The sequence below is a fragment of the Peribacillus frigoritolerans genome (assembly GCF_001636405.1).
In the GTDB taxonomy this organism is placed as follows: Bacteria; Bacillota; Bacilli; order Bacillales; family DSM-1321; genus Peribacillus; species Peribacillus frigoritolerans.
The window spans coordinates 2,473,427-2,499,787 of record NZ_KV440950.1 but is presented as its reverse complement, the minus strand read 5'-3'; the positions used below and the strand labels follow the sequence as shown (position 1 = coordinate 2,499,787).

The window sequence follows — 26,361 nt, the reverse complement described above, 5'->3', positions numbered from 1 at the left end:
CCCCTTTTACGTATAGTGATATAGTGGTCCGTTTATTATTTTGCTAGTTCCGTTACAAGTTTAAGTAGCTTAGGTCCGCCTAGAGGGCTGTAGGCTTGAGCTGGAATGGCTTCACATGGGACGCCCGCTTCATCTGCAGAAGCCTTAAAGCCATCGAAACGATGTTTGACTTGCGGAGCTACCATCGCAACATCCCAGCCATTTCGTACTTCTGCATCGAATTCTTGTGTGCCGACCGCCAATACTTCTATGTTTATACCTTGTTTTTCCCCTTCCTTTTTTAAAGCGCTTACAACGATTGCACTGGACATTCCACCTGAACATACGAATAATACCTTCATTATTTGTTCCTCCAATTTTTAATTTTTTTTATAAAAAGCGTTAAATCGTTTTTCTTATGAATCCTTGTGCCTTCACTAAACGATTTGAGGCTTCTTCATATGATACATTCGTTAATATCATGACAATGGCGATTTTAGGCTGGGCATGTGCCTTTTCTAAAAATTCATCTGCAATTTCATAGCTACAGTCAGTGGCATCCATGATAATACGTTTTGCACGTTCAACCAGCTTTTCATTAGTTAACTGTAAATCTACCATTAAATTCCCATAAACTTTTCCAACTCCAACCATTGAGGCAGTGGAAAGCATATTGCATACTAACTTTTGCGATGTTCCAGCTTTTAAACGTGTAGAACCCGTCAGGACTTCAGGCCCATTTACCACTTCAATCGCAACTTTTGCAATCTTACCTATTTCGGAACCTTTGTTACAGCTTATCGACACAGTTCCTGCACCAACTTGATTGGCATATTCCAATCCAGCAATAACATATGGAGTGCGTCCACTAGCTGCAATGCCCACTACGACGTCCCTGTCTGTCAATTCGATTTTCTTCAAATCTTCAGGACCTAATTCAAAACTGTCTTCAGCACCTTCAACCGCCTTAATGAAAGCCTTTTCCCCACCAGCTATGAGACCCACTACTTCACTCGGATCGGTATTGAATGTTGGGGGACATTCTACTGCATCCAATAAACCGATGCGTCCGCTTGTTCCTGCACCCATGTAAATTAATCTGCCGTTTTTATTCATGGCTTCAACGATCATGTCCACAGCTTTAGAAATTTGCGGAAGTTCTTTTTTTACACAATGGGCAACTTTAATGTCTTCTTCGTTCATCACTTCTAAAAATTCAAGAGTTCCCATTTCATCTAAACTCATGGTCTTTTCATTACGACTCTCTGTCGTTAAATGCTCTAGCATACATATCATCCTTTTTTATTTCAGTGGTGAAAGTGGTGAAACTTTATTAGCTAAAGAGACTATATCACTATTAAAATTTAATTTCAATATTGTGTATACATTTTTAAAAATTAATTTTAAAATAAATGTAAGGTAACTAATTGATTGTTATCTTTCTGCTAAAAATAAAGGTGAAACGAGTAGCCATTTCGTGAACCAAACCTACGATTCTTTTTATTGTTGGATTTTATCTCAGTTTTCATAGGTGATAGATTTCATATATTCATTATTTGTTAACGCTTACAAATAATTAAATATAAATATTAGTAATGAAATGAGGTTGTACTATTGATGCATGAAAGAATGACAAAGAAAAAATTCGGTTCATTGGCACTAGCCGCTTTGGTGGGAGGATCACTTCTCCTTCCAGCTGATTTGATTGCAAAAGCTGAATCAGGGACAATCCCGCAAGCAACTACTTATGTAAAACAGGAACTGCGGGCAACTTGGATTGCAAGTGTGTTAAATATTGACTGGCCGTCCAAACCTGGTTTAACCATATCAGCACAGAAAGGGGAATTCATAAAATATTTGGATGAACAAAAAGCGATGGGGATGAATGCTGTCGTTATGCAAATCAAACCCACTGCGGATGCTTTTTATCCTTCTGAATACGGTCTTTGGTCAAAATATTTAACAGGGGTCCAAGGAAAAGATCCTGGGTATGACCCTCTTGCATTCATGGTAGAAGCGGCACATGATCGCAATATGGAATTCCATGCGTGGTTTAATCCGTACCGCATTACGATGCCTTTAGGTAAAACAGCTGAAATAGCGGATATTGATAATCTTCCAGAATCTCATCCTGCTAGAAAGCATCCGGATTGGGTCATACCATATGGACAGCAATTGTACTTCGACCCAGGCATTCCTGGCGTACAACGGTTTGTGATCGATGGAATATTGGAAGTTGTTAAGAATTATGATATCGATGCAGTCCATATGGACGATTATTTCTATCCTTACAAGATTGCAGGAGTACCTTTCCCAGATGATATTTCCTATCAAAAATATGGAGCAGATAGATTTACAAATGTTGAAGATTGGCGCAGGGATAATGTAAATAATCTTGTTAAGAATATAAATGAAGAAATCAAGGCAGAAAAATCATATGTGAAGTTTGGTATAAGTCCATTTGGAGTTTGGCGCAACAAAGCAGTTGATCCCACAGGATCTGACACTGCCGCTGGACAAACGAATTATGATGATTTATATGCAGATACCCGAACATGGATCAATAACGGATACATTGATTATATTGCCCCTCAATTATATTGGAATATAGGATTGCCAGTAGCTGACTATGCCAAACTTCTGGATTGGTGGACAAAAGAAGTCGCAGGTAAAAATGTTCAACTCTATATTGGACAGGGAGACTATAAAATTAATACAGAGTCCAATGGTGTGCAAAACTGGTTCAACCCTGAAGAAATGCCAAACCAGTTAAAACTGAATCGAACATATAAGGAATTTGATGGAAGCATGCATTTCAGTGCCAAGGATTTACGGAAAAACCCTCTTGGGATAGCGGATCGCTTAAGCGAGGATATTTATAAGCATCCCGCATTGGTTCCAGCCATGCCTTGGATTGATGATCATGCACCAAAGGCCCCAAAGGTGAGCAAGGCCACACAATCAGGAGATGGGATACAATTCGAAATTCAAGATCATAAGCAATCAGATGCAACCTATTATGCCATTTATCGTTTTGATGGGAAGAAAAAAGGAAACATTGAAGATTCAACGAACTTACTTGCCACAGTGCATAAAGAAAATACAAGTCAATTGTTTAATGACGGCAGTGTAGAAAAAGGAAAGACTTACACATATGTTGTGACAGCATTGGACCGCACCCACAATGAAAGCAAACAAACTAAACAGATTGATATAAAAGTAAAATGATCTACAAGAAATAGCATGATAGTTTAAAAGACCCTCTCAGTGAACAATGGACGTAAAGCATCCATAAACAATATATTGGAAAAGGTTTTATCTTAATAGCATACACTGTTGCATATTATGCTATATCAGGATGATAAAAGAATCGAAGTAGGTGGAATGACGATGTACATAGTTGGATTAATGTCCGGAACATCACTGGATGGAATTGATGCCGCACTCGTTCGGGTGAATAATAGTGGACTCGAGACTGAAATGGAAATGATTGAGTTCATGACATGCCCGTTTCCAAAAGAAATTGAAAAAGAAATTATGCAGTCTTTATCTGCAGATACATCCAATGTACAGTTAATATGCAGTTTGAATTTTAAATTAGGGAAATTATTTGCCAATGCCGTAAAGGAAGTTTGTCATAAAGCTGGATTTCCCATTAATAAACTGGATCTTATTGGATCCCATGGCCAAACCATTTACCACCAGCCTTTACAAGAACAAAATTATATACCCTCCACTTTGCAAATTGGGGAAGCTGCAGTAATTGCTCACGATACAAACACACTTGTAATCTCTAATTTCCGGACGATGGATATGGCTGCTGGTGGACAAGGAGCTCCTCTTGTTCCTTTTACCGAATACATTCTTTATAGAAGTGAAGCAAAGGGACGATTACTTCAAAACATAGGTGGCATTGGAAATGTAACCGTCTTACCCCAGCAAGCATCTTTGGATGACATGTACGCTTTTGATACAGGGCCTGGGAATATGATCATTGATGAAGTATGCCGCCAATTGTTCAATATAAGCTATGACGAAGGTGGAAACATAGCTAAACAAGGACAAATCAATGACGAACTTTTATCTTATTGTATCAGTCATCCTTATATTATGAGCCCTCCACCAAAATCAACGGGCAGGGAATTGTTTGGAAAGCAATATGTAGTAAAACTATTAAAGATGTTTGAATCGCTTCCAAACCAAGATATTTTGGTAACAGTAACGATGTTTACAGCAAAGTCCATTGTGGAAAACTATAGAAATTTCATCTTTCCAAAAACCAGTATTGAAGAAGTGATCATTGGCGGAGGTGGCAGCTATAACAAAACGCTATTAAACATGATTCAATCACTGCTTGGAAATTCTATTCGAGTTATGACTCAAGAAGAGTTGGGATACTCTTCTGAAGCAAAAGAAGCGGTGGCTTTTGCATTACTTGCAAATGAGACTTTCCATGGTCATACAAGTAACGTTCCCATGGCTACCGGTGCTGACTCCGTTGTCATCCTTGGAAACATGACCTTTCCTCCTTCCTATCTGAAGGGACGTAAAAATGTATTTTAACCATTCAAAAAGAGTGGAAGGCACATCGATAATTGATGTGCCTTCCACTCTTTTTTTGCCTTAAGAATCATGGCGGACCCTTCCGTTTTTTACTGGCCAAGCTGCATGGAGACATACTTCACTTCTAAATATTCATCCATGCCGTAGTGTCCGCCTTCCCTGCCTATACCGCTTTCCTTCATGCCTCCAAATGGCGCTTGTGCAGTGGATGGGGCACTGTCATTAATACCGACAATCCCATATTCAAGTGCATCCGAGTAGGCAACCGCCTTATTAAGTGACTCGGTATACACATAAGCTGCCAAGCCAAAATTCGTGTTATTGGCTCGATCTATCGCTTCTTTATCGGTTCTGAATGTACTGACTGGCGCAATTGGCCCAAACGTTTCTTCCTGCATGCACAGCATATCATCCGTTACATTGGAAAGTATGGCTGGTGCTATGAAATGGCCTTGTTTTTCATCGACTTTTGAAGTGTTATGGATTATGGCGCCCTTACTTGCAGCATCCTCCAATTGAAGCCGAACCTTTTTAACTGCGGCTCCATCTATTAATGGACCAAGATCGGCTCCTTCCATTCCATTTCCAACCTTCAAAGCTAAAACGGCTTGTTCGAATGCTTGTAAAAACGGCTGTTCAATTGTCTCATGGACGAATATCCTGTTCGCACAAATACATGTTTGTCCAGCATTCCTGAATTTCGATTGAATCAAACCATTTACTGCTTCTTCGATATTCGCATCCTCAGCAATGATGAACGGAGCCAATCCACCGAGTTCAAGCGAGACTTTTTTCACTGTTTCTGACGCCTTTTTCATTAAATGTTTCCCTACTGGAGTGGAGCCGGTAAATGTGATCTTCTTAACACGTGAATCATTCATCCACACGTCTGATACATCTCCCGGTTTTCGTGTAGTTACAATATTTATCACACCAGCCGGAATGCCCGCTTCATGAGCACTTTCAACCAATAGCAAAGCGGTCAAAGGTGTTTGTTCCGCGGGTTTTATGACCACGGTACATCCCGCAGCAAGAGCTGGCGCCACTTTTCTCGTGATCATGGCAGCAGGAAAATTCCACGGGGTAATGGCAGCAATGACACCGACTGCCTGCTTTTGCACTAAAATACGCTTTGATGCAACGGAGGCTGGTATGATTTCCCCATAGTTGCGCTTTGCTTCTTCAGCGTACCATTTCACGAAACTTGAGGCATACTTCATTTCACCTTTTGCCTCTGCCAATGGCTTTCCTTGTTCCAGGGTCATGATCGTTGCGATTTCATCCAGCCTGTTCTCAATGATTGTATACCATTTCTCAAGTAATTCCGCCCTATGGTATGCACTCGTTTTCGACCAAGTCAGAAAAGCAGCTTGAGCTGCATCCACAGCAGCCTTTGCCTCTTTTTCGTTAGCGTCCGGAACATAGCCCACAGGCTCCAATGTTGCTGGATTTTCCACTACAAAATGACTTTCTGTATGAATAGGTGCTCCGTTAATATAAATTGGCCATTTTTCCACTACTTTTTTCATGATGCTTTACTCTCCTCTTCTTCTCCATGATCTGTAAAAGTCTTATCATTCTCTCCTTTGAAAAAGTCCTTGCCATATAATAGGGCACATAATAGAATGCCTGCAGCAAACGCCATGCCAGCACCTTTTATAACAAGGATGGCAGCAACGACACCTGCAATTCCGAGGTCGCGTTGGCTCTTCGCCTGCATCACGCCTACGCGTACGCTAACATATCCCTGAACCAAAAGCGTCAAGGCCAAGGCGACACCGAGAATGGGTTCCACCAGGCTGACTACCGGCAATAAGAACAACCCTGTATTCGTACCCCAACGGAACGAGCCGGCACCGCCGAAGAAAGAATTCAAGGCTTTCTTGCCATTCTTGAACCGTTCCACAACCACGACCTGCATGGCTGCCCACAACGGACCGCACATTGTTATATCAGGTCCGATAAAACTCATGATCACATTACGGCCGCCGAAAATTAAATGGGCTCTGTTTGGATTGTAGTCCACTTTTTCATCTTCCCTGACCTCATCGGATTCAGAAAGCAGCGCTTTTGTTTTGAGCACATCACCGAATACGACTAAATAAGTAGCAAATACAGCTGGAATCGCACTTAAAAAGAAGGTCAAGGCAGGAAAACCTAAACCGAAAACAGTATAGTCTGACCAAAGCGTAGCAAAATCCGGACTGCTGAATCCCCATTGGATATCAGGCCATTTTGCTTCTCCAAAAATGGGGGCTACAAAGACCGCGAGCAAAATTGCCGGCAATATCCCTAAATTCCCTATGAATACCCAAACTTTATTTCGCATTTTCAATTTTCCAAAACTTTTCGAAAAAAGCAGATAAAAAGCAAAGCCGATACAAATGCTAATTGTATAAGGAAATAAATCAAACTTTCCACCCACTTCAAAAATGGAAACGACAGCACCAATACCCGCCCCTAAAATAATGCCTGATTTGATTGCATTCGGCACTAATCGCACGACCTTACTGGCAAGCCCGGTCATCCCTAGCAATATCGATAAGATACCTAATGTTAATTGAAACGCAACGAGTGCATAGACCCGATCAGGCCCCTCCGGAAATTGCCCGACGAACAATACAAGTAATGGAACCGCAGGTGTAATCCAACCTGGTATAACCGGGTCTCCGAGTAAATGATGCGCCAAGTATAATAATCCATTCAAGATAACGACGGCCAGGGCCACATCAAAAGGCATACCGAGATGGTCTGCAAGCAGCGTTATCGCTCCAAGGTCAACTGCACACATCAATAATCCTTGAACGTAGTCAGGCCACTCAAAACGATAATGGACAAATGGCAGTCTAATCTTAAAAGGTCCCGCAGGTATATACGATGTCTCTTCTCCGTAGCGGCGTTTTTTCCATTTCATATTGTTCCCTCCACTTACAAGCCATAGGCTGAACGATATATTTTTTCGATATCCCGAACGTTTAACGCACGGGGATTATTGCGAAGTAAACGGACTTGTTTGATGGCCTCGGCAGCCATTTCACTTAAAGCCGATTCAGGAATCTCAAATTCACTTAGTGACTGTGGTATATCAACATGGCGACATATTCTGGTCATGGCTTCTATCGCTTTATCCGCTGCCTCATCATCATTTAAATGATTGACTTTCTCTCCAAGTGCTTCAGCAATGTCGCGAAACCTTTCCAAACAGGCAATTTTATTCCACTTCATGACAAATGGCAGTAATAATGAATTGCTGACTCCATGTGATAAATGGAAGCGGCCTCCAAGCGGATAAGCTAAGGCATGAACAGCTCCAACACCCGCATTGCCAAAAGCTAACCCTGCCATTAGGCTTCCAGTGATCATCGCTTCCCGTGATTCCAGATTATCCGGCGCAGCATAAGCCTTTGGTAAATGTACGGCGATTAACTTCATGGCCCCAATTGCCAACGCGTCCGTAACGGGCGACGCAAATTTGGAAATATAGGCCTCTACGGCATGAACAAGTGCATCCACTCCGCTCGCAGCAGTCACACTTGGCGGGCAAGTCAGCGTCATGACGGGTGATACAATCGCTACATCCGGTAAAAGGTACGGACTTACGATTCCCTTCTTAACCTGTTCTTTTTTGTCCGATAAAATCGAAATATTCGTCACTTCTGACCCGGTCCCTGCCGTCGTGGGTATAGCTATTAAAGGGAGACCTGGAACTTCAATCAAGTTCGTACCGAAATAGGCCTCGATGCTGTCTGAATTCGTAGCCATGACGGAAGAGGCCTTTGCAATATCAATCGCACTTCCACCGCCTACCGCAATCAGTCCATCATGTTTTCCGTCCTTGATTGTCCGTACACAATGCTCAACGATTTCAATTTCCGGTTCTGGATTCACATCCGAGAAAATACCGTATGCTGATGAAAGTAATTCCTCAACCCTTTGTACAACCCCGGCACCCACTAAAACTTTATCTGTAACGATCAACGGATTCCTCATCCCTAATCGCGTAGCCTCATCAGTCAGCTGCTGTAAAGAGTCTGCTCCTGTCATCAATTTGTTAGCCATCGAAAATATAGAAATATTCATGGTTATCTCCCCTTTCATGTTTTTACTAATGCAGGAATCATGCCAAAGTGAAAACGCTTAATTTATAAGGGAGATACCCTTTTTTCATGGGTAACAGGATCAATAATGAGTAGAAATCAAATCAAAAAAACTAATTCGATTCGTTTTCTAATCGAATGTGAAATTTTTTCATTTTTTGCACCAAAGCGCTTTGACTGATATCCAAAGAGATGGCGGCGGCCCTTGTAGTCCCATATTTTTTCATCGCATTCAATATCAGTGAACGCTCCAGCTCGGAAACGGCTTCCTTCAAAGAATGTGTTGTAGTTTTTCTTGATAAGACCGGCTGGATGAAAGATGGTAAATTAGGTAAATCTATCGTATCATCATAAGTCGTGACGACCAGCCGCTCTGCAAGACTCGCAAGCTCACGTATATTACCAGGCCACGAATAGTTCGTCAGCCATTCATAGCATTCCGGTGTCATCTTTTTCTTCTCATTATATTTTTCATTGAATTTTTTCAAATACATTTCTAAAAGCGGGATCGTTTCTTCCTTTCTCTGGCGTAAAGGCGGGACTTCAAAGGAAACGATATTAAGCCGGTAATAAAGATCTTCGCGGAAGGATCCTTCTTGCACGAGGGAGGCCAGATCACGATGGGTGGCTGTAATTAACCTGACATCCACTTCTTTCATTTCGGTAGAACCCACTCTCATAAACTTGTTTTCTTCTACCACTTTCAAAAGTTTCACCTGTAACTCTAAAGGTAAATCCCCAATTTCGTCCAAAAATAACGTGCCACCATTCACTTTTTCAAAAATCCCCATTTTTCCATTCTTAAGGGATCCGGTAAATGCCCCTGGTTCATATCCAAAAAGTTCAGATTCCACCAAGTTCGCTGGAATGGCTCCGCAATTTAATTCAAGGAAAATCTTTTCCTTCCTGGAGCTTTTGGCATGTATGTACTTGGCGATTAAACTCTTCCCTACACCCGTTTCCCCCTGTAACAAGATCTTCGCATCCGTTTTAGCCACTTTATCAGCCAGTTTGAATAATGGAGTTGTAGAAGGACCAATGATTATTTCCTGAAAATTCACCTGTTCCGAGCCAGGCAATAATTGGGAAATAGGTTGGAAAGATAACTTTTGGCTGTCAATCGTATACTTCATCCGGATTAATTCAGTAATATCCCTGACACTATTTATGACAAATATGACTTCATTTTGTGGCGATAGAATAGGTGTGGCCGATACGATAATCTTTCTTCCATTTCGAATTCTTTGTGTCAAAGTAACTTGATTCTTCGTTCGAATGGAATCTAATGAAGCTGAAACGGATATCATACCTTGCTCAATTAAATAACTCATCGGTTTTCCGATGATTTCCTCTTCTCTTATTCCAGTAATACGTTGATAGGCTTGATTGATAAATAATGTCGTTCCATCACCATCCGTGATATACACGCCATCATACAGAGCATTAAAAACAACCCTGCATAAATCACTCTCAAAGAATGCTTGAAATTGATCATATGGTATTGAGTAATTCCGTAAATTTTGCAGCGGTGCATTAACCGTAATGAAATGAGAAATGGGCTTCGTCAAATCACTCTGCTGCACTGCAGCTGATAAAGCTTCTATTGTCAAAAATCCGATGAAATCCTCTGAATCATCCAAAACTTCCACTTCTGTGCTTCCTATCGGGAAACACGATATTGCTTCCTCCACTGTCATATCCGAATAAAACTTAGTCATCAATATCCACTCCCTGACTGGTCTTTACTATTTGATAGAACGCTTCCTCCTTGATTGAAGACTTTTTGAAGGTCCTGTCGGCTTCCTAGTCTTTTCAAATTAAAGAAGGCAATAAACTTATTAACTTATATAGTGTAGGCATTATTGTAATGTTTTTTCCTTTTTCTTTTTAATGATACTATGTACGACAATCAACGACACCAAGAATAAATGCTGTACCGGTAAAACGATTCAATCTCATTGCCCTATTTCTGATTAAAACGATAAATAGCAATGGTATGTTACTTTTATCATATCAATGGTGTTTTTTATGCTCAAATCCATTTTCAATCATCACAGGAAAACTTGTCCTTTTGTTGCATAATAAAAATGCCTGCGAAATGGCTTATACCTTAAGATTGTTTAATTTCAGATACTTTAAGGGTTAAGAACTATTTGTTAAGTGTTTTAAAAAGTTTCTCGACAGTTTGAAAAAACCTAATCCGTATTTGGATTAGGTTTTTGGTTTGATTAAAGAAAGTAAGTGACGATTATTTTGGAAACCAGCCAACGGGTTTTACATTGAGATTGATGTTGATTTGTTTAATTTCCTGGTATTCGTCCAAGCCGTATTTTCCTAAACTGCGTCCAATCCCGCTCTGTTTGTAACCGCCCCATGGCGCCTCGACATATGTTGGATGATAATCATTTACCCATGTGATGCCTGCCCGTACCTTCTTGATCACACGCAATCCTTTTGCTCCATCGTTAGTGAAGACGCCGCCTGCAAGTCCGTAGTCTGTATCATTTGCCAGTTTAATAGCTTCTTCTTCATCTTTGAACTTTTGAATGACAACGACTGGACCGAAGATCTCCTCTTGTACGATGCGCATGTCAGGTGTTACATCGGTGAAGACAGTCGGTGCAATGAAATACCCTTTGTCAAGACCGTCATCAACAAGACGGTAACCACCTGCCGCAAGTGTCGCACCTTCCTGTTTGCCGATTTCAATATAGTTCAAAATGCTATTCATTTGCGCTTCGCTGACAATGGCCCCCATATTGCTGTCTTCTGCAAGTCCAGGTCCAACTTTAATTTTATTTGCGCGTTCAACATAACGTTTTACATATTCATCATAAATACTTTCTTCAACTAGAATTCGGCTGCCTGATGAACAAACTTGGCCGGCACCGAAGAAGATGCCAAATAATCCGTAATCGACGGCCGTCTCTAAATCTGCATCTGCAAAAACGATGTTAGGTGATTTACCGCCAAGCTCAAGGGAAATTTTCTTTAAGTTCCCCGCTGCCGCTTTCATGATGGAGCGGCCAACATCCGTACTTCCTGTAAATGAAACAATGTCAACATCGTTGCTTTCCGCAATGGTTTGACCGACAACGGTGCCGCGGCCCATCACCATATTAGACACACCTTTCGGGATGCCTGCTTCCTCCAGGATTTCGAATAATTTCATTGCTGTTACAGGTGTCACTTCAGCCGGTTTATATACAATGGTGTTTCCTGCCGCAAGCGCCGGTGCGATTTTCCAGACACTCATTAGAAGTGGGAAATTCCAAGGTACAATCAAACCGGCTACACCTACTGGCTCACGAACAACCATCGCTTGCACGGGAGCGGGAACTTGATACGTTTCCCCTTCTGGATGAAGGACCAAACCAGCGTAGTAACGGAAACACGCGGCGGCATCAGCAATATCGAAACCTGCCTCTGCTTTAAGTTTCCCGTTGTCCATTGTTTCAAGAATCGTTAACTCTTCGGCACGTTCATCGATTTTATCAGCGATTTTATATAGGTAGGAAGCACGCTCCTGTGCTGTTAGGCCTGACCAGATTCCACTTTCAAAGGCTGCCTTCGCTACTGAGATTGCCCTTTCTGTATCTTCTTTGGTGGCACGCGGAGCTTTTGCGATGATTTCCTGTGTTGCAGGATTGATTACCGGGATTACTTCATTTGAAGATGAGGCCTGCCACTTACCGTCGATGTAATTTTTAAGCTCTAATACTGCCGTTTCTAATATTGTCATGTTTCATTCCTCCGGTTTTCATTATTTTTTATTAATCTTAACGGAATTTAATCGTTACAGTTTTAGGACCAGTCTGTCTTCCTTCGCGCGTGAGCAGCATGTCAGGATTGACTTCCGTGTTTGACGGTTTTCTTCGCTAAGGAAGAAATCCCGGTGATCCACTTCACCTTCTGCAACATCCACCTCACAACTTCCGCACCCGCCGACTTTACAAGAATAAGGTGCATCGATCCCTTCCCTTAAAAGCGCATCAAGCAGTGTTTCACCCTCATGAACGTGGATGGACCGATCGCTGTCTGTAAGGTCGACGATGAAAGGATCTCTCGCCCCATCATTTTTTGCCGCAAATAATTCGAAGTGGATCGCATGTTCCGGATAACCATAGGAACTGGCAGCTTTTCGATACTCTTGCACCATCTCGATTGGTCCGCAAAAATAGACGTGCGTGCCAATGCGATGATCCATCATCGTCTCGGGCATCATTCTGCGTTTGTCTTCTGCCTGCGAAAAATAAAAGGTACATTGATCATTGTATTTGGCTTTCAGCAGATCATAAAAAGCACATAACTCCGGAGTGCGTGCTGCATAATGGAGTTCGAAGGTTTGCCCTTCGGCGGCCATGTCTTCCATCATTGCTAGAAATGGGGTTATGCCGATTCCAGCTGCATAAAAAGCATGATGCTTAGCTCGAAAGCTGAGAGGGAAGTTATTTTTGGGAAAACTGACTTCCAACCTGGAATCTACCTTTACTTGATCATGCCAGAAAGCCGAACCTCCGCGTGATGCCTCATCACGCCGAATGGAAATTGTATATTTATTGCGGTCCCTTGGGTTGCTGATAAGGGAGTACTCTCGCTCGAAAATCTTATCTCCAGACGGCATGTAAGTGGTCAAATGCGAACCGCCTGTAAATGCAGGCAACGGCTTTCCATCAACTGGAATCAACTCGAACTGTTTCACGAATGGAGTTTCTTGAATGATCTTGTTTACTTTCATTTGAATATTTCCTACTACCCGCATGATGATCAGCTCCCTACTTCTACTTTTCCGATCGGGATGTATGGGTAACCAATATAACCTTCCCGTACGATTGAATAAAAAGGACCTATTTCAAGACTGGCTTTGCAATGGTCACATTCTGCAATTTCTGCTTCTTCTTCGACTTCCGACACTTCGAAACATTTCATGCAATATACGTATCGCCGTTTAGGTCCGATAATCACCGTCTGGATCTCAGCTTCAGATAGACCAGCCTCCACTCCGAGCGAGAAGATCATCACGGCATTGTTCCATGCAGCCGCAATATAAAATTGGGTGCCCATCTTTTGTGACAGGATGAGTCTCTTAATCTCCTCTTTATCTTCCATTCCGTTAATGGATAGACATTCAACAGGCACAGTACCTTCGATTTCAGAAGTGAAACTTTTCGCCTGATCATATCCGGCTTGATCGGAAATGACGACAAACTTTCTTCGTTCATTCCGAGGGGTAAATTTATTTACGATCGTAATGGATTTATCAAACAATACTGGACTATTGTACAAGGCCCTATCCTCCTACTTATTATTTATCTTCGCTTTTTTCTTTTCATCGATACTCCTCAAATATTCGACCGATTGTGGAAGGAATGGGGCAATTCCTTTGTATTCAGCCATTGGTCCGGGAATATCCTGCAGTACGCTATATGTCAGATCAAACCACTCCTGGCGCAATGTCAAATCCTCTAGCGGCAGGAATTGAGTATTCAATACGAATAGAATGGCATTGCTTCGTGGCATGCGATAAAATTTTTGTTCTTCAACACGCAAACGAACAAGTTTACCTGCATTTTCCGGTGTTATTTCAGAACGTTGCGGTCCCCAGACATCCATCGTTTCATAGTTGACATCCCAACGGTCCGCCATCAGGTTCCAATTGATGCGTGTCCATGGCTTTCCTGGCTCGATGGATAATAAAAACTTACGAACGCGATCTGCGAGTTCATCACCTTTCCGTGATACGAATGGAACAGGTGCATGTATCTCATCAAAGGACATCCCTTTATTCCAGTTAGCCGAGAAGAGTGCAGCGTATGAAACTTGACCCACTTCCAAATAGAAATTACTATCGCGATGAACCATTAAAACAAAATCATTATGGAAATGGCGGCCTATATAGTCAAGCGGCTCATTTGGAAGCGTGCTGGCATCGCCATACACGAATGAATCGGTTTCCCCGAAAATGTGGTTCTTGAAAGTCCATTTGTCCCCATCTTTAATGACCTCGAAATGCTCCGGATAGCGATCAGCTGCCATGTCAATCAGCATTTCCAACACTTCCCATTGCATTTCCATTGTGTGTGAAAAAGATTGAAACCTTATATGCGGCTGTTCTTCAAGGAGACGACGCTTCGTTTCCACTTGGAGTTTGTATTCTGGTGTAACTTCAATACAGTTAACGTTTGAGAGTTTTTTCAAGTCGTTTGAATAACGATAGTTACCTGAAGTGAATGGAAATGGGAATGTATTTAAATCTGTTGTTTTGAAATCTAAACTTTGTGTAAACATTGAACAATCTCCTCTCGTTCCCTAGATTCTTTAAAGTGAGTTTTTTTCTACTTAGCTTCCTTTAATTCCACGGATGGACGCACCATGTCAACTTCATAACGGAAAATGTATTTAGATGAAACATAGTAGGTGACTAAAGCGACAAAGTATGTTGGAATTCCGGCAGCTGTATAAAGGAAAAAGTCACTTGCTTCAAAAGTCAATGGATTATAGAGTGCCCAGTAAACGATCGTTCCAATGACCACCGTGAGAACGGCAGACGGGTTAATGCCTTTCCAATAAGTATAAGAGCCTTGTGTGTCATACAAATCCCTTATTGAAATGCGTTGGCGCTTTACAAAAAAGTAATCTGCCACGACAATGCCGCCAAGTACAGCCATAATGAAGGAAATGACAGCAATGAATGAGCCAAATGCATCGTAGAACGTTGAGCTTAGAAGTAAGAATATAGTCGGTACGGTCGTTCCCATCGCAATCATCCATGATTTTTTCGGGAATACAGTTTTAAAGCTGACAGCTTGTGAGTACATAAGGAAAATGGCTGCTCCGACATTCCCTACCGAAAGTAAAATCAAGCCAATGAAGCCGCCCCAACTTCCTGCGATGGAAAACATCCATTCAGAAGGATTAAGTGAACCAGCGACTAATGCAGCAAGGGCCCCAACTAAAGCAGCGATACAGACGATGATTCCATAGCTGTAGAATCCCGCTTTAAATGCGCCTCCTTCTGTTTTGGACAAACGGCTGTATTGGCCAAGATACGGAAGCCATGAAAAGCCGAGACCGATATTTAATTCCAGGGCTGTCGCGAATGAACGAGAAGTCGTTTCAAAGGGTTCAGAAGGAAGTATATGGGCAACTTTCGTGAATCCCTGTCCAAACAAGACAATTGCGAGAAGGCCAAACATGAGAACCATAAAAACCGGCACGGCCACTGCGGTATATTTTTGAATCGCTACCGGTCCCCTCACGGTTACAAGAAATGCACAGATAAAGAGTAAAATCGAGAAAAACGGCGCCCCCATTGCTTGGCTTGAAAAAATCGCGGGCATCCCCAGCCAATTGGCAGCCTCTGCCAACGCCTGGCCGGACATAAAGAGCGCAATGGAAATGTAGCCGAGGGTTAAAATAAGAAAAACAAAGAAAAAGATATTGGATCCTAAATAACCAAGTGAACTTCGAAACCCTACAAAAGTGTCTATGCCATAACGCGCAAAATAAAGGGTAATGGGAACAATCAACAGCATAGGGAAGGCGTTACCGAATAAAATCGCTGCAAGTGACTGCTTCGCGTCAAGCATTGTACCTGTATATCCGCCAGTCAACAGCCCAAAAGATGAGAGGCCAATAACAACTTGAACTAAAATTAAATCCCGTAGGTTAAAAATCCGGTCGTTTTTACTTGCCGGTAAGAACCCAAAGGCCACATCCTTTGAAATGGAGGAATTCTCTTTGCTCACACGCTTCTCTCCCAACTATTAAAATAATGATTGTATGGCTTGGAATGAGGCTGTCATTGTTCTTCGTGACCTAAACAACATTTTAGACAAATGAATAGATTAGGTAGGCGATGATTAAAATCATGAAAAAAATAGAACCTGTCGCATCACTCCATTTCATTTTTTCGATTTTCACGGCATCTTCCTGCTCATACGCATTGATCCGCTCATTCAAATCTGAATATAGATTTTTAATAAAGGGATCTTCAGAATTGATATTCTGTTGGAACTGATTCTCTTTATTCAAAATCGCTTCTCCCTCCTTTGCAATCATGCTTCCTAGTCCCTTCTCTTTACTTATTGCAATAACCATGCCAATCAGAAAGCACTATGCTAACAAGGTTTTCAATAGGAAGAATATTCATTTTTGAAACTATTGAACAATTGTGAAATTTCTGTAATATGAAACTAGGAAGTTAAATGAAAGGCAGGTAGACATAAATGGATCACTTCACCTCTGCACTCTTGTCTATTTACGATCAGCTTATTGTGACAGATAAAAATGGCACCATCATGAAATCGACCGGTACAGGGAAAACCTTATTCCATACAATCAAATCCGCTAATGTCGGTGGTTCCATCAAGGATGTTGAACAAGATTTATTTTCCACAAGCTTGGCAGAAGAGATAATGGCCAAAAATGAGAAAAGATCTTTCATGCAGTCCTCATGGCAGGGTCATGAGCTGCTGATGACGGCATACCCAATTGAATCCGGGGCATGGGTCTGGGCTTACAAAGAAATTAAAGACTCATATCCAGATACATCAAGGGGGCAATCGGGACCATTAATGGAATCGAAAAAGCCAACTTTTCCATTTGTGATCCGCAGTAAACCGATGCTTGATGTTCTGCATAAAATGCAAATGGTTTGTGATGTCAGCGCAACCGTCCTTTTATTGGGGGAATCCGGTGTAGGAAAGGAAATAGCCGCCAGGGCCATACATAATATGGGTAATAGAAGCAACGGACCATTTATACCTGTCAATTGCGGCGCCATTCCGGAAAACCTGATTGAAAGCGAACTGTTTGGCTATGTAGAAGGGGCTTTTACCAGCGCACGGAAAGAAGGCGCCAAGGGAAAATTCACACTGGCCCATAAAGGTATCTTATTTTTGGATGAAGTGGGCGAGTTACCGCTTAACGTACAGGTAAAACTGCTTCGTGTCCTTCAGGAACGAGTCGTCACACCAATTGGAAGTACGACCTCACACCCTGTTGACATTCAAGTGATTGCCGCAACAAATAAATCGCTCGAAAAAATGGTGAAAAAAGGTGAATTCCGAGAAGACTTATATTATCGTCTTCATGTCGTGCCTATCCATCTTCCGCCGCTAAGAAATCGTGTGGATGAGATCCCCCACCTGGTTCAGTTTTTTTTACAAAAGTACAATACACTGTACAATCGAAAGGTAGCGTTCACCCCGGATGCAATCGACTTGCTTTGCATCTATCAATGGCCCGGTAACGTGCGCGAACTTGAAAATACAGTTGAAAGACTTGTGATTACTAGCGGAATACCGGAAGTGGATGTTGCTTTGGTTAAAGAGGTGCTTCCATTTAAAGGGCCCAAACCTCTTTCACTACCTGTCATCGATTTCCTAATGCCCTTGCAGGAAGCCGTTGACCTTGTGGAAGAACAACTCCTCAACATGGCGATGGAACAATATAAATCATTGAAACTGGCGGCAAAGGTATTGGAAGTCAGCCAGCCGACGATGAGCAGGAAATATAAAAAATTACGAAATAAAATGGAAGAGGCAAGCTTTTCACCAGTGGATAAACGGGCCATTTTAGAAGAACAAATAAACCAGCGGCTTCGATCCATTGCCGTTGTTACCGCAGCTATCATTCCAGCTGAAGAGGTTATCAGTCTACAAAAAAATATGAACCGGCAAACTTCCTATTCCCAGAAATTAAAACAAAAACTTACCATGATTCAAGAAAAGGAAGGCGTAATTGAATGGGTCTTTATATTTATCATGTCGGAGGAGGGACGTCTGATTCACCTTGTTGCAGACAAAGGCTTTGTAATTGAACCGGGGGAAGAATATATGGGTCCCCCGGAAATGGTCAATGTCGCTTACCAGGCGTTTAATGGTAAAGCGGGTGTTACTCCCATATACGAAGACAGGTACGGTGAGTGGAAAACAAGCTTTGCGCCAATCATCGATGATGACGGCAATATCGTAGCTATTGTCGGATGTGATTACAGCAAAGCCTATTTCAATTCAGAAATGCAGCGTCTCCGCAAACAGCTAAACATACATGTTTGATTTCGGCGTGCAGTCCCATTATCGAATTGGAGCCCATGGTAAAAAAGAAAAGCTGATAACAGGAGCCGGTTTGAACGGGCTTCTGCAATCAGCTTTTTCGTTATTATCAAACCATATATATAAATTAAAATGGCTGTAGGCTTATATAGGCAATATGGCATCTTGTTCCTCCACCAACCGTCCTCAAGAATGAAACGGTTAAGCGTATCCCGCCGAATATGGATAATCATTTGCAAAAAAACAAAGACTTACTCCGATTATACAAATGAGTGGTCATAAGCCTTTTTGCCATGAACCTATATAGCTTTCTCTTTATTTTCTCCTTTTTTCACCAAAAAATAAGCAGTAATCAAGGCTGTAATAGGAATGATCAGGGCTACTCCGGTTCCAGCACAAAATATAGTGATCATTTCAGCACTGAATATTTTTGAGTTTACGATTTCCCCAACAGAATAGGATAAATCTTTAAACCATATAAGCAATGCCAAATAGCCTCCAAAGAAAGCAAAAAATAGCGTATTCGTAGATGTTCCTAAGATATCCCTCCCAATACTCAATCCAAATGTGAATAATTCCTTCTTGCTAATGGATGGATGGTGATGATGCATTTCTCGCATGGGAGATGCAATGGCCATGGCTGTATCGATAATCGCGCCAATAGTACTCATAATAATTACTGAAGCTCCAATTTTAACAAAATCCACCCCAATATAAAGGGAAAAGACGCTAAGCTCTTCTATTTCTTCTTCACCGAAACCTTGTATCATCGCATTTTCCGTCACAATGACAATAAAAAAGAGTACAATAACAATCGTGATAATAGTAGAAATGAATGCTGTTTTTGTTGTACTGTTCACTTCGTTAATGAAAAATAAATTAATATAACTAATCACCGTACATGCAATCAATGTCACGATATACGGATCAATATATGGATTAGTCATAAAAATGATGGTGAAAAGTAACACACCAAAGTTTAGGAACAAAGCAAAAAATGAACGTGCCCCTTTTTTTCCGCCAATCAAGATCATTAATATAAATAGTATAAACGCTAGCAACACTAATACATTCATTATCTTTCCCTCTTTCGATTAATGAAAAAAATAGAGACATATAGACCGATCGGGATAGTTAACACGATTCCGATACCACCAGCTAGGGCACGGGCCAATTCCAATGTGAGGTTCATGGAAAGGGTAAAACCCAATGCGGAATCATTTTTCAAATACAAAATAATCATAGGAATGGAACCACTTATATAGGCAAAAAACAAAATATTTGTCATGGTTCCCATTATGTCTTTTCCAATCTCTAATCCTGAAGTTTTAAGTGCTTTTACTGATATGTGGTTATTCTTTTCATACAACCCGAAAATCGAAGAAGACATGGTAATGGCTATATCCATTACGGCTCCTAAAGAACCGATAAATAACCCTGCCAAAAACACCATTTTATAAGGACGAGTGATAAATTGCATCTCTTCATATCGAAGGCCCTTTTCGGAAGTTAACCACATAACAAGATAAGCGATGAGCAGAGATAAAAATGTCCCTAACAGTGTCGCAATAACGGCTGCATATGTTTTTTCATTAAAACCATTAACGAGTAAAAGGGAAAAGACCGTAAATAGTATGATGCTTATACTGCATATCAAAACCAAACCAATGTTTGATGTATTCAAATAAAAATCTAATGCATATGACAATAGTATGGCATTGACTGCCAAACTAATAATTGAAAGCAGGCCTTGTTTTTTTCCAACGATAAGTAATGTCAAGATAAAAACCCATGCTACAATCAACACAAATTTATCACGTTTTACGTCTTTTATGGTTCCAGTTAACTCTGAATTTTCTTTAGTCTTCGTATCAATCGAAACAAATAAATCATTTCCAACTCGATATTCTTGATCAAAAGCTCCGGATGAGGAATATTCATTTTTTAAATGAATTAGCTTTCCTTTTTCTTCTCCATTTTGTATTTCGGCTATTATACTCTGGGTAAATAGTCGATCTTCATTTTGATACATATCATTCAATTCAGTTGTATTTTCCAGATTTGTTTTGATGACTTTGGCTATCGGTCGTTCATAGAATGAATAATTGTGATGAACAAAGATAACAGACAAGACAAAACAAAGTGCTATGACGGCGTACAAAGAAACATGCTTGTATCCCATTTTTTTAAATTTATTTACGATAACATTCAAAATAAAACCTCCAGATATCGGGTGGGCAAAAAAAGCAGGGAGGAGCCAGAATTGATTGGCTCCACCCCGCCTTACTAGTATTTGATTTTATTTATCTTATCATGAATGAATTTGGTTTGCGAAAACAAAGTCCGATTTACCGCCTTAACGTCTCCCCGGTAGGATGGGAAGAACTAAATTTCATAAAATACTTGTCAAGCCCCTTCATTCCTGATTTTCTCACTTCATTGTCAATATCATCAGTTGTGAAAAACTAAGGGCAATACTACAATTTCCTATGTAGTATTGCCCTTAAATTCGTATAATTATCGTTTAGTAAAATCGCGAATGATTCAAGAATACTTTGAAGATCTTTTTAAAATCTAGTATCCTAGAGATGCTTGGTGGATTTCTAGAGCATGACTACTTCCATCGCTCCAACTTTGAATTCCCCTAGATTGCAATGAATGTAGGTATTTTCATTTTTTCCATCAATTGATTTTGAACAAATTCTTGCATTTCCATTGCAGTAATATTTTGTGTAAATCCAGCATTTTTAGCACTATCACTACCATCTTTTTCAGTTTCTCCACCTAATTCATCTTTAGAAACATCTCCATATACTTTTAACACAGTACTTCAACATTAAATCCTCCGGGTGCTTCTACGTAGAAAGTATATCTGTGTAAGTGTTGTGGAGGTTTTACCTTGAATCCATCCTCCTTCAACCTCTGATTGATCCTGTTAACTTGTTCTTCATTTTCTTGAATGAATCCAACATGAAAAGTTTTGGGGTATTGTACATTGCTTCCTTTCATCAGAGTCAATATGGAACCATCATCATCTTTCATTGCAGCGAACCCCTCTCCCCTGCTTCCTGCACATGTCAATCCAAAGTATGTTTCTAAAAAATCACGTGAAGCTGTAACATCATTAACTGTTAAATTTATGTGATTGATTTTCATTACTTCCCCCATTTTTAATAGTATAGTTTTCTTTTCCTTCTCTCCACATGCTTCATTGTCCTTAGCTGCATAATAAAAAAGCGATCCTGCTTAAGTAAGAATCGCATATGTTCAGTTCATATGACACGAGTTGTTAAATAGACCCATACCTTTTTACCACAGCTCCTGAAGCTTATCCAGAAGGTCGTCGAGGCGGTAAAATTGCGAGGCACATCCTTGGAATATACCCATTCCCATTACTTGCTGAAGCCCCTCGACCGAAGCGAATCGAGAACGCATGATGAGTTTTGTCTTACCCTCGTGTTCAACAAACGTCAACGTTACCAGTGTAACTGGCATACCTTCGGCTGCGTTGCCTTCTTCATCTGCAAACATGTCCGTTAAGACAATCTTCCCGGGTACGGTTATTTCTTGATAAACAGCTTTCCCCCAAGATTCTTGGCCAAAAAATTCACCTTGGTTTTCATCTGTGCACCACATGCAATAATGCCATACGCCGTCAGCTTAAAATTAAACGCCCGATTTTCCGTTTGCCATCCACTCGGTCCCCACCATCCAGCCAAGTGCTCAGAATTTGAAAATGCTTTAAAAACAAGGTCCCGCTGCCCGTCAAATATACGCTCCATGACGAGATCCCGCCCCTCAATACTCGTTATCATGTTATTAGTCACTTTGTTATCAGACATTTCCATTCCTCCTTCCTATTTTCGTAATATGATATTCCTTCTATTTCGTCAAAATGTCAGTATTCCCCTCCCGAATAATCATTCAAGTGACCGCAGCTACAAGATTAAAAAAAGGTTAACCAGTAATAACTGGCTAACCTTTTATACGAACGGGCAATCAATATAGGGACTCTATTACAATATTTTTTCATTTTCCAAGTTCGTGTTCGACTTTGCTTTCTTAGCCAATTTAAATTTATAGAATAATATACAGGCTACCAAAAATCCTATTCCATAAAACAGTCCAACTCTTTGAGTAGGGTCAAAGGCAAGGAATACTAGAATCAGCGAACAAAAGCCTAAACAAAACAACGGGACGAATGGGTAAAACGGTACTATGTATTGTAAGTCTTCCGTTTTGCCACCCGCTTTAATAAATTTCTTTCTAAACATATATTGCGATAAAGCAATTCCCATCCATGAAATCGTGACGGAGATACCCGCTATGGACATTAGTATCACGAACACAGTATCCGCCGCAATGAAGCTCGTCAATAACGAGAGAAGCGAAAAGCATATCGTAAAAAGAAGGGCATTCAAGGGTACTTTCCTTTTGGACAATAGACCAAACACTTTTGGTGCCATCCCATCATGGGCCATCGACCAAAGCAACCTTGTAGATGCATAAAGACATGAATTCCCCACTGAAAGAATGGCTGTTAATATAATGAAATTCATGATACCTGCTGCATAAGGTATCCCCGCTATCTTCATCAAAGTTACAAAAGGACTTTCCAATAAGCCTAATTCCGAAGAAGGGAATATGGCGGAAAGGATGATAATGGATGAAATGTAAAAAACAATGATTCTAAATAGTACGTTTCGAATGGCTTTAGGAATGTTTTCTTCAGGTTTTTCACTTTCACCTGCCGCAATTCCTATAAGTTCCGAGCCTTGATAAGAAAATATAACATTCATCATTGTCACAAAGATAATCGTAATGCCGCCAGCTGGAAAAAGACCAGAAGGTGCCAAGTTCTCGAAGAATGGGGTTGGACGATCAGATAAAGAGACAAAACCAAAGATACCAGCGATTCCAATCAAGATAAACAAAATCACTGCAACGATTTTTATTCCAGCGAACCAATATTCCGCCTCTGCAAAACCTCTTGTCGTTAATGCATTCAATGTAAATAAAAGCACTATGAACAAAGCACACCAAATCCAGGTAGGACTATGGGGGAACCATTGTTTCATCAATATTCCCGCTGCCGTAAATTCAACTCCTGCAGTTGCGGCTGAACCTACGAAATACATCCATCCAAGAGAGAAACCAGCGGAAGGCCCAATATATTCGGCAGCATATTTTTGGAATGATCCTGTAACCGGCATATGAACGGCTAGCTCGCCAAGGCAGACCATGACCATATACAAAATAAGACCGCCTGCTAGATAACCGATCAGGGCTCCTCCTGCCCCCGCTTGGTTAATTGTATAGCCAGCATTTAAAAAAAGGCCTGTACCAATTACGCCGCCAAGTGAAAGCATAAATAAATGGCGTCTTTTCATTGAGCGTTGCAGCTGATCATTATTCTCCAGTCCATACCCCATATAATCACGTCCTTATCTTATCTATTAGCCTATGCCTTCTCCCAAACCATCTTAGAACCTCAATGAGAGACAACTAAGACCGCCATCTTGTTTTTGAAATTCAGTCATTTCCACTTCAATCACTGTGTATCCCAATTCTTCAATCTTTTTCTTTGTACCCTCAAACCCTTTCGGGACAATAACGCAGTCGTTCATTCTGACGCAGTTACCGGAATATTCTTCTTCCTCTTTTACGATGATTTGATTAAAGCTAGAAAAAGCCTCATGATTAATGAATTCCCCTGCCACTAATAAATTATTGTCTCCCAGATAATTGACACCCGTTTTTAAATGAAAGAATTTCTTAAGGGGAATGATGGTCGTGCCATACCCATACTTACCCATGATGTCTTTGAACTGCAGAGCACCTGCTTCATTCGTTCTGGTTGAAAGGCCAACATAGAAGTGATCCTCAACTTGCATTACATCCCCGCCATCTAACATACCTGGAGATTGAATATATTCGATTGTGTCATAAAAGTCCTTTAAAACTTCTTTCATTTCATTAATCTCGCCATTCCGGCTTTCTGCTCCAGGATTGGTTACAAGGGCACATTTTGGCGTCAAAACCGCGGTATCTTCTACAAACGTGGAATCAGGATACCTCTCATCCGATTCGAGAACGGTCACTTTCACACCGCATTGTTTTAATGCTTCTACATAAGCCTCGTGTTGTACAAGCGCTTTTTCATAATTCGGGTTTCCTAAATCGGATGTTGTTAAGCCATTTACAAAACTTTTTCCAATCTTTCTTACAATCGCGTGATTAAACATATATATTCCTCCTAAATAGGTTGCTTATTTTTTAAAATGTGGGAAATTCACCTTTTTGAAATGAAATCCCTTTTTGACCTTTTTGCTGTTCAAGCAGTTGCTTAACTATGACAAAAGCGAGAGAAGAGACAACCGAAAGCCTTTCTAAATATAAGGGGTATCTCTTCTTAGTCCATGCTTTCTCGATTATTTTGATGACCGCATAATTTATCCGCTATTCCTACAAAATATCTTACTCCATACCCTAAAGCCTTCTCATCGACTTTAAATTTAGGATGGTGCAAAGGATAAGCTTTTCCAAACTCATTATCATGGACGCCTAGAAATTGCATGGAAGAGGGAACGATTTCGGAAAAAGCCGAAAAATCTTCTGTCCCAAACATGGGATCATCAACCTGGATGATATTATTTTCCTCAAAAATACCTTCCATGACCGTTCTTGAAATATCAACGGCAGCTTTATCATTCACCACCGCTGGATACCCTAAATACCAAGTGACTTCACATTTTGCCCCATGCGCTTCTGAAACCCCCTTAACGATTTGCTCTAGATACTCCCTTGCTTTCACTCGGCTATCAGCGTCCAAGGAACGAATGGTGCCGCCGATTTCTGCATATTCAGGTATGACATTGAGCGCACTTCCGGAATGGAATTGGGTGACTGAAATGACAGGTGTCCTAAGAGCTGAAATTTTTCTGGAAACGATATGTTGAATATTCGTCGTAATTTCTGCACCAATGATAAGCGGATCTACCGTTAATTCCGGAGTCGACGCATGACCGCCCTGCCCAATGATTTTAATTTCAAAATCATCGGCTGCTGCACAGAATACCCCTTCCCTTAAACATATGGTTCCTGTTCGTTCATAAGGAGTAACATGCAATGCAAATGCATAATCAACTCCTTCCATGACCCCTTTTTTCACCAATTCCTGAGCTCCTCCTGGCAGAACCTCTTCGGCATGTTGGAAAATAAACCTGATTTCTCCATTAATCTCGTCTATTTTCCCGGAGAGGACTTTTGCAGCACCTAATAACATCGCAGCATGTGCATCATGTCCGCATGCATGCATAACCCCAGGGTTTTTTGATTTATATTCAATATCTGCTTCCTCTTCAATCGGGAGTGCATCAATATCTGCACGAAAAGAAATGGTATTCGATTTTCGGGGTGATTTTTTTGCTCCTTTGAGAACCGCTAAAACACTCGTTTCGGTAGGTCTTGTCACATCTAATCCTGTAAAGGTTTTTAATTTCCTAAAAATGAATTCGGAAGTCTGGTGCTCCTGATACGAGAGCTCCGGATTTTCATGAAAATGACGTCTCCATGAAATCACTTCATCCACAACTGTCTCCTGTATTGTCTTCATCATAAACGCCTCCTAGATCAATTAGTTCGAATATTCGGATATTTCAGAT

24 protein-coding genes are annotated in these 26,361 nt (G+C 40.9%); 3 read left to right on the top strand and 21 right to left on the bottom strand.

The features are described 5' to 3' along the window. Nucleotides 1-35: 35 nt before the first annotated feature. Together A6755_RS12190 and murQ are read right to left on the bottom strand one after the other, a co-directional pair. Nucleotides 36-341: a PTS sugar transporter subunit IIB gene (locus tag A6755_RS12190; protein ID WP_034307721.1), complete on the bottom strand. Its 306-nt coding sequence runs from the start codon at nucleotides 339-341 to the stop codon at nucleotides 36-38. A gap of 40 nt (nucleotides 342-381) precedes the next feature. Further along, entirely contained in the window at nucleotides 382-1,266 is an 885-nt protein-coding gene (murQ, locus tag A6755_RS12185) for an N-acetylmuramic acid 6-phosphate etherase (protein ID WP_063590786.1), read from the bottom strand. Nucleotides 1,267-1,596: 330 nt separating this feature from the next. Here murQ and A6755_RS12180 point away from each other — a divergent pair, with 330 nt between their 5' ends. Continuing rightward, nucleotides 1,597-3,207, top strand: a complete 1,611-nt coding sequence (locus A6755_RS12180; RefSeq protein ID WP_244889737.1) for a glycoside hydrolase family 10-like protein — start codon at nucleotides 1,597-1,599, stop codon at nucleotides 3,205-3,207. A gap of 162 nt (nucleotides 3,208-3,369) precedes the next feature. Further along, entirely contained in the window at nucleotides 3,370-4,542 is a 1,173-nt protein-coding gene (anmK, locus tag A6755_RS12175; protein WP_063590785.1) for an anhydro-N-acetylmuramic acid kinase AnmK, read from the top strand. 89 nt (nucleotides 4,543-4,631) lie between these two features. On the opposite strand, the gene A6755_RS12170 is transcribed toward anmK, so the two are convergent. From A6755_RS12170 to A6755_RS12125, 10 genes are all read right to left on the bottom strand, one after another. Beyond that, nucleotides 4,632-6,071 (bottom strand): NAD-dependent succinate-semialdehyde dehydrogenase, encoded by a 1,440-nt coding sequence (locus A6755_RS12170; protein ID WP_063590784.1) that lies wholly within the window; start codon nucleotides 6,069-6,071, stop codon nucleotides 4,632-4,634. Next, nucleotides 6,068-7,456: a solute carrier family 23 protein gene (locus A6755_RS12165; protein ID WP_063590783.1), complete on the bottom strand. Its 1,389-nt coding sequence runs from the start codon at nucleotides 7,454-7,456 to the stop codon at nucleotides 6,068-6,070. The genes A6755_RS12170 and A6755_RS12165 overlap by 4 nt, the downstream gene beginning before the upstream one ends. 14 nt (nucleotides 7,457-7,470) lie before the next feature. Next, nucleotides 7,471-8,622: an iron-containing alcohol dehydrogenase gene (locus tag A6755_RS12160; protein ID WP_063590782.1), complete on the bottom strand. Its 1,152-nt coding sequence runs from the start codon at nucleotides 8,620-8,622 to the stop codon at nucleotides 7,471-7,473. Between the two features lie 130 nt (nucleotides 8,623-8,752). Beyond that, the gene (locus A6755_RS12155; RefSeq protein WP_084737661.1) at nucleotides 8,753-10,357 is read right to left on the bottom strand and encodes a sigma-54 interaction domain-containing protein; all 1,605 of its coding nucleotides are present in this window, start codon (nucleotides 10,355-10,357) and stop codon (nucleotides 8,753-8,755) included. A 530-nt stretch (nucleotides 10,358-10,887) separates the two neighbouring features. After that, nucleotides 10,888-12,381, bottom strand: a complete 1,494-nt coding sequence (locus A6755_RS12150; protein ID WP_063590781.1) for an aldehyde dehydrogenase family protein — start codon at nucleotides 12,379-12,381, stop codon at nucleotides 10,888-10,890. Nucleotides 12,382-12,435: 54 nt separating this feature from the next. Further along, nucleotides 12,436-13,377, bottom strand: a complete 942-nt coding sequence (locus tag A6755_RS12145; protein ID WP_084738198.1) for a PDR/VanB family oxidoreductase — start codon at nucleotides 13,375-13,377, stop codon at nucleotides 12,436-12,438. A gap of 29 nt (nucleotides 13,378-13,406) precedes the next feature. Continuing rightward, nucleotides 13,407-13,925 carry a hypothetical protein gene (locus A6755_RS12140; protein WP_063590779.1) on the bottom strand — a complete coding sequence of 173 codons (519 nt, stop codon included), beginning with the start codon at nucleotides 13,923-13,925 and terminating at the stop codon, nucleotides 13,407-13,409. Nucleotides 13,926-13,937: 12 nt separating this feature from the next. Then, complete coding sequence (locus A6755_RS12135; protein WP_063590778.1) at nucleotides 13,938-14,927, bottom strand: heme-dependent oxidative N-demethylase family protein; 990 nt, start codon at nucleotides 14,925-14,927, stop codon at nucleotides 13,938-13,940. 47 nt (nucleotides 14,928-14,974) lie between these two features. After that, entirely contained in the window at nucleotides 14,975-16,387 is a 1,413-nt protein-coding gene (locus A6755_RS12130; protein WP_063590777.1) for a purine-cytosine permease family protein, read from the bottom strand. Nucleotides 16,388-16,469: 82 nt separating this feature from the next. Beyond that, nucleotides 16,470-16,700, bottom strand: coding sequence for a hypothetical protein (locus A6755_RS12125; protein ID WP_034307744.1), 231 nt, complete (start codon nucleotides 16,698-16,700; stop codon nucleotides 16,470-16,472). 167 nt (nucleotides 16,701-16,867) lie between these two features. Between A6755_RS12125 and A6755_RS12120 the strand changes: the two genes are divergently transcribed. Beyond that, complete coding sequence (locus tag A6755_RS12120) at nucleotides 16,868-18,700, top strand: sigma 54-interacting transcriptional regulator (protein WP_063590776.1); 1,833 nt, start codon at nucleotides 16,868-16,870, stop codon at nucleotides 18,698-18,700. A gap of 296 nt (nucleotides 18,701-18,996) precedes the next feature. On the opposite strand, the gene A6755_RS12115 is transcribed toward A6755_RS12120, so the two are convergent. From A6755_RS12115 to A6755_RS12080, 9 genes are all read right to left on the bottom strand, one after another. Then, nucleotides 18,997-19,773, bottom strand: a complete 777-nt coding sequence (locus tag A6755_RS12115) for a YibE/F family protein (protein ID WP_034307746.1) — start codon at nucleotides 19,771-19,773, stop codon at nucleotides 18,997-18,999. After that, a complete protein-coding gene (locus A6755_RS12110; protein WP_377307304.1) occupies nucleotides 19,773-20,909 on the bottom strand; it encodes a YibE/F family protein in 1,137 nt (378 codons plus the stop codon). Before A6755_RS12110 ends, A6755_RS12115 begins: the two co-directional genes overlap by 1 nt. 432 nt (nucleotides 20,910-21,341) lie before the next feature. Beyond that, nucleotides 21,342-21,521, bottom strand: a complete 180-nt coding sequence (locus A6755_RS12105; RefSeq protein ID WP_063590775.1) for a hypothetical protein — start codon at nucleotides 21,519-21,521, stop codon at nucleotides 21,342-21,344. Then, the gene (locus A6755_RS12100; protein WP_034307748.1) at nucleotides 21,515-21,853 is read right to left on the bottom strand and encodes a VOC family protein; all 339 of its coding nucleotides are present in this window, start codon (nucleotides 21,851-21,853) and stop codon (nucleotides 21,515-21,517) included. The genes A6755_RS12105 and A6755_RS12100 overlap by 7 nt, the downstream gene beginning before the upstream one ends. Before the next feature lie 153 nt (nucleotides 21,854-22,006). After that, nucleotides 22,007-22,333: an SRPBCC domain-containing protein gene (locus A6755_RS28245; RefSeq protein ID WP_377307303.1), complete on the bottom strand. Its 327-nt coding sequence runs from the start codon at nucleotides 22,331-22,333 to the stop codon at nucleotides 22,007-22,009. Further along, complete coding sequence (locus A6755_RS28240) at nucleotides 22,258-22,539, bottom strand: SRPBCC family protein (RefSeq protein ID WP_377307302.1); 282 nt, start codon at nucleotides 22,537-22,539, stop codon at nucleotides 22,258-22,260. The genes A6755_RS28245 and A6755_RS28240 overlap by 76 nt, the downstream gene beginning before the upstream one ends. A gap of 174 nt (nucleotides 22,540-22,713) precedes the next feature. Next, on the bottom strand, nucleotides 22,714-24,129 hold the full coding sequence (locus A6755_RS12090; protein ID WP_063590774.1) for an amino acid permease: 1,416 nt from the start codon (nucleotides 24,127-24,129) through the stop codon (nucleotides 22,714-22,716). Between the two features lie 51 nt (nucleotides 24,130-24,180). Continuing rightward, nucleotides 24,181-24,942 (bottom strand): dimethylarginine dimethylaminohydrolase family protein, encoded by a 762-nt coding sequence (locus A6755_RS12085; RefSeq protein ID WP_034307753.1) that lies wholly within the window; start codon nucleotides 24,940-24,942, stop codon nucleotides 24,181-24,183. A gap of 167 nt (nucleotides 24,943-25,109) precedes the next feature. Further along, nucleotides 25,110-26,315 (bottom strand): amidohydrolase, encoded by a 1,206-nt coding sequence (locus A6755_RS12080; protein WP_134402129.1) that lies wholly within the window; start codon nucleotides 26,313-26,315, stop codon nucleotides 25,110-25,112. Nucleotides 26,316-26,361 lie beyond the last annotated feature (46 nt).

What these genes read in the sequence shown, in the direction of transcription:
- A6755_RS12190 (WP_034307721.1), bottom strand. Translation starts at nt 341, where the DNA reads ATGAAGGTATTATTCGTATGTTCAGGTGGAATGTCCAGTGCAATCGTT.
- murQ (WP_063590786.1), bottom strand. Translation starts at nt 1,266, where the DNA reads ATGCTAGAGCATTTAACGACAGAGAGTCGTAATGAAAAGACCATGAGT.
- A6755_RS12180 (WP_244889737.1), top strand. Translation starts at nt 1,597, where the DNA reads ATGCATGAAAGAATGACAAAGAAAAAATTCGGTTCATTGGCACTAGCC.
- anmK (WP_063590785.1), top strand. Translation starts at nt 3,370, where the DNA reads ATGTACATAGTTGGATTAATGTCCGGAACATCACTGGATGGAATTGAT.
- A6755_RS12170 (WP_063590784.1), bottom strand. Translation starts at nt 6,071, where the DNA reads ATGAAAAAAGTAGTGGAAAAATGGCCAATTTATATTAACGGAGCACCT.
- A6755_RS12165 (WP_063590783.1), bottom strand. Translation starts at nt 7,456, where the DNA reads ATGAAATGGAAAAAACGCCGCTACGGAGAAGAGACATCGTATATACCT.
- A6755_RS12160 (WP_063590782.1), bottom strand. Translation starts at nt 8,622, where the DNA reads ATGAATATTTCTATATTTTCGATGGCTAACAAATTGATGACAGGAGCA.
- A6755_RS12155 (WP_084737661.1), bottom strand. Translation starts at nt 10,357, where the DNA reads ATGACTAAGTTTTATTCGGATATGACAGTGGAGGAAGCAATATCGTGT.
- A6755_RS12150 (WP_063590781.1), bottom strand. Translation starts at nt 12,381, where the DNA reads ATGACAATATTAGAAACGGCAGTATTAGAGCTTAAAAATTACATCGAC.
- A6755_RS12145 (WP_084738198.1), bottom strand. Translation starts at nt 13,377, where the DNA reads ATGAAAGTAAACAAGATCATTCAAGAAACTCCATTCGTGAAACAGTTC.
- A6755_RS12135 (WP_063590778.1), bottom strand. Translation starts at nt 14,927, where the DNA reads ATGTTTACACAAAGTTTAGATTTCAAAACAACAGATTTAAATACATTC.
- A6755_RS12125 (WP_034307744.1), bottom strand. Translation starts at nt 16,700, where the DNA reads ATGATTGCAAAGGAGGGAGAAGCGATTTTGAATAAAGAGAATCAGTTC.
- A6755_RS12120 (WP_063590776.1), top strand. Translation starts at nt 16,868, where the DNA reads ATGGATCACTTCACCTCTGCACTCTTGTCTATTTACGATCAGCTTATT.
- A6755_RS12115 (WP_034307746.1), bottom strand. Translation starts at nt 19,773, where the DNA reads ATGAATGTATTAGTGTTGCTAGCGTTTATACTATTTATATTAATGATC.
- A6755_RS12100 (WP_034307748.1), bottom strand. Translation starts at nt 21,853, where the DNA reads ATGAAAATCAATCACATAAATTTAACAGTTAATGATGTTACAGCTTCA.
- A6755_RS28245 (WP_377307303.1), bottom strand. Translation starts at nt 22,333, where the DNA reads ATGTGGTGCACAGATGAAAACCAAGGTGAATTTTTTGGCCAAGAATCT.
- A6755_RS28240 (WP_377307302.1), bottom strand. Translation starts at nt 22,539, where the DNA reads ATGTCTGATAACAAAGTGACTAATAACATGATAACGAGTATTGAGGGG.
- A6755_RS12090 (WP_063590774.1), bottom strand. Translation starts at nt 24,129, where the DNA reads ATGGGGTATGGACTGGAGAATAATGATCAGCTGCAACGCTCAATGAAA.
- A6755_RS12085 (WP_034307753.1), bottom strand. Translation starts at nt 24,942, where the DNA reads ATGTTTAATCACGCGATTGTAAGAAAGATTGGAAAAAGTTTTGTAAAT.
- A6755_RS12080 (WP_134402129.1), bottom strand. Translation starts at nt 26,315, where the DNA reads ATGATGAAGACAATACAGGAGACAGTTGTGGATGAAGTGATTTCATGG.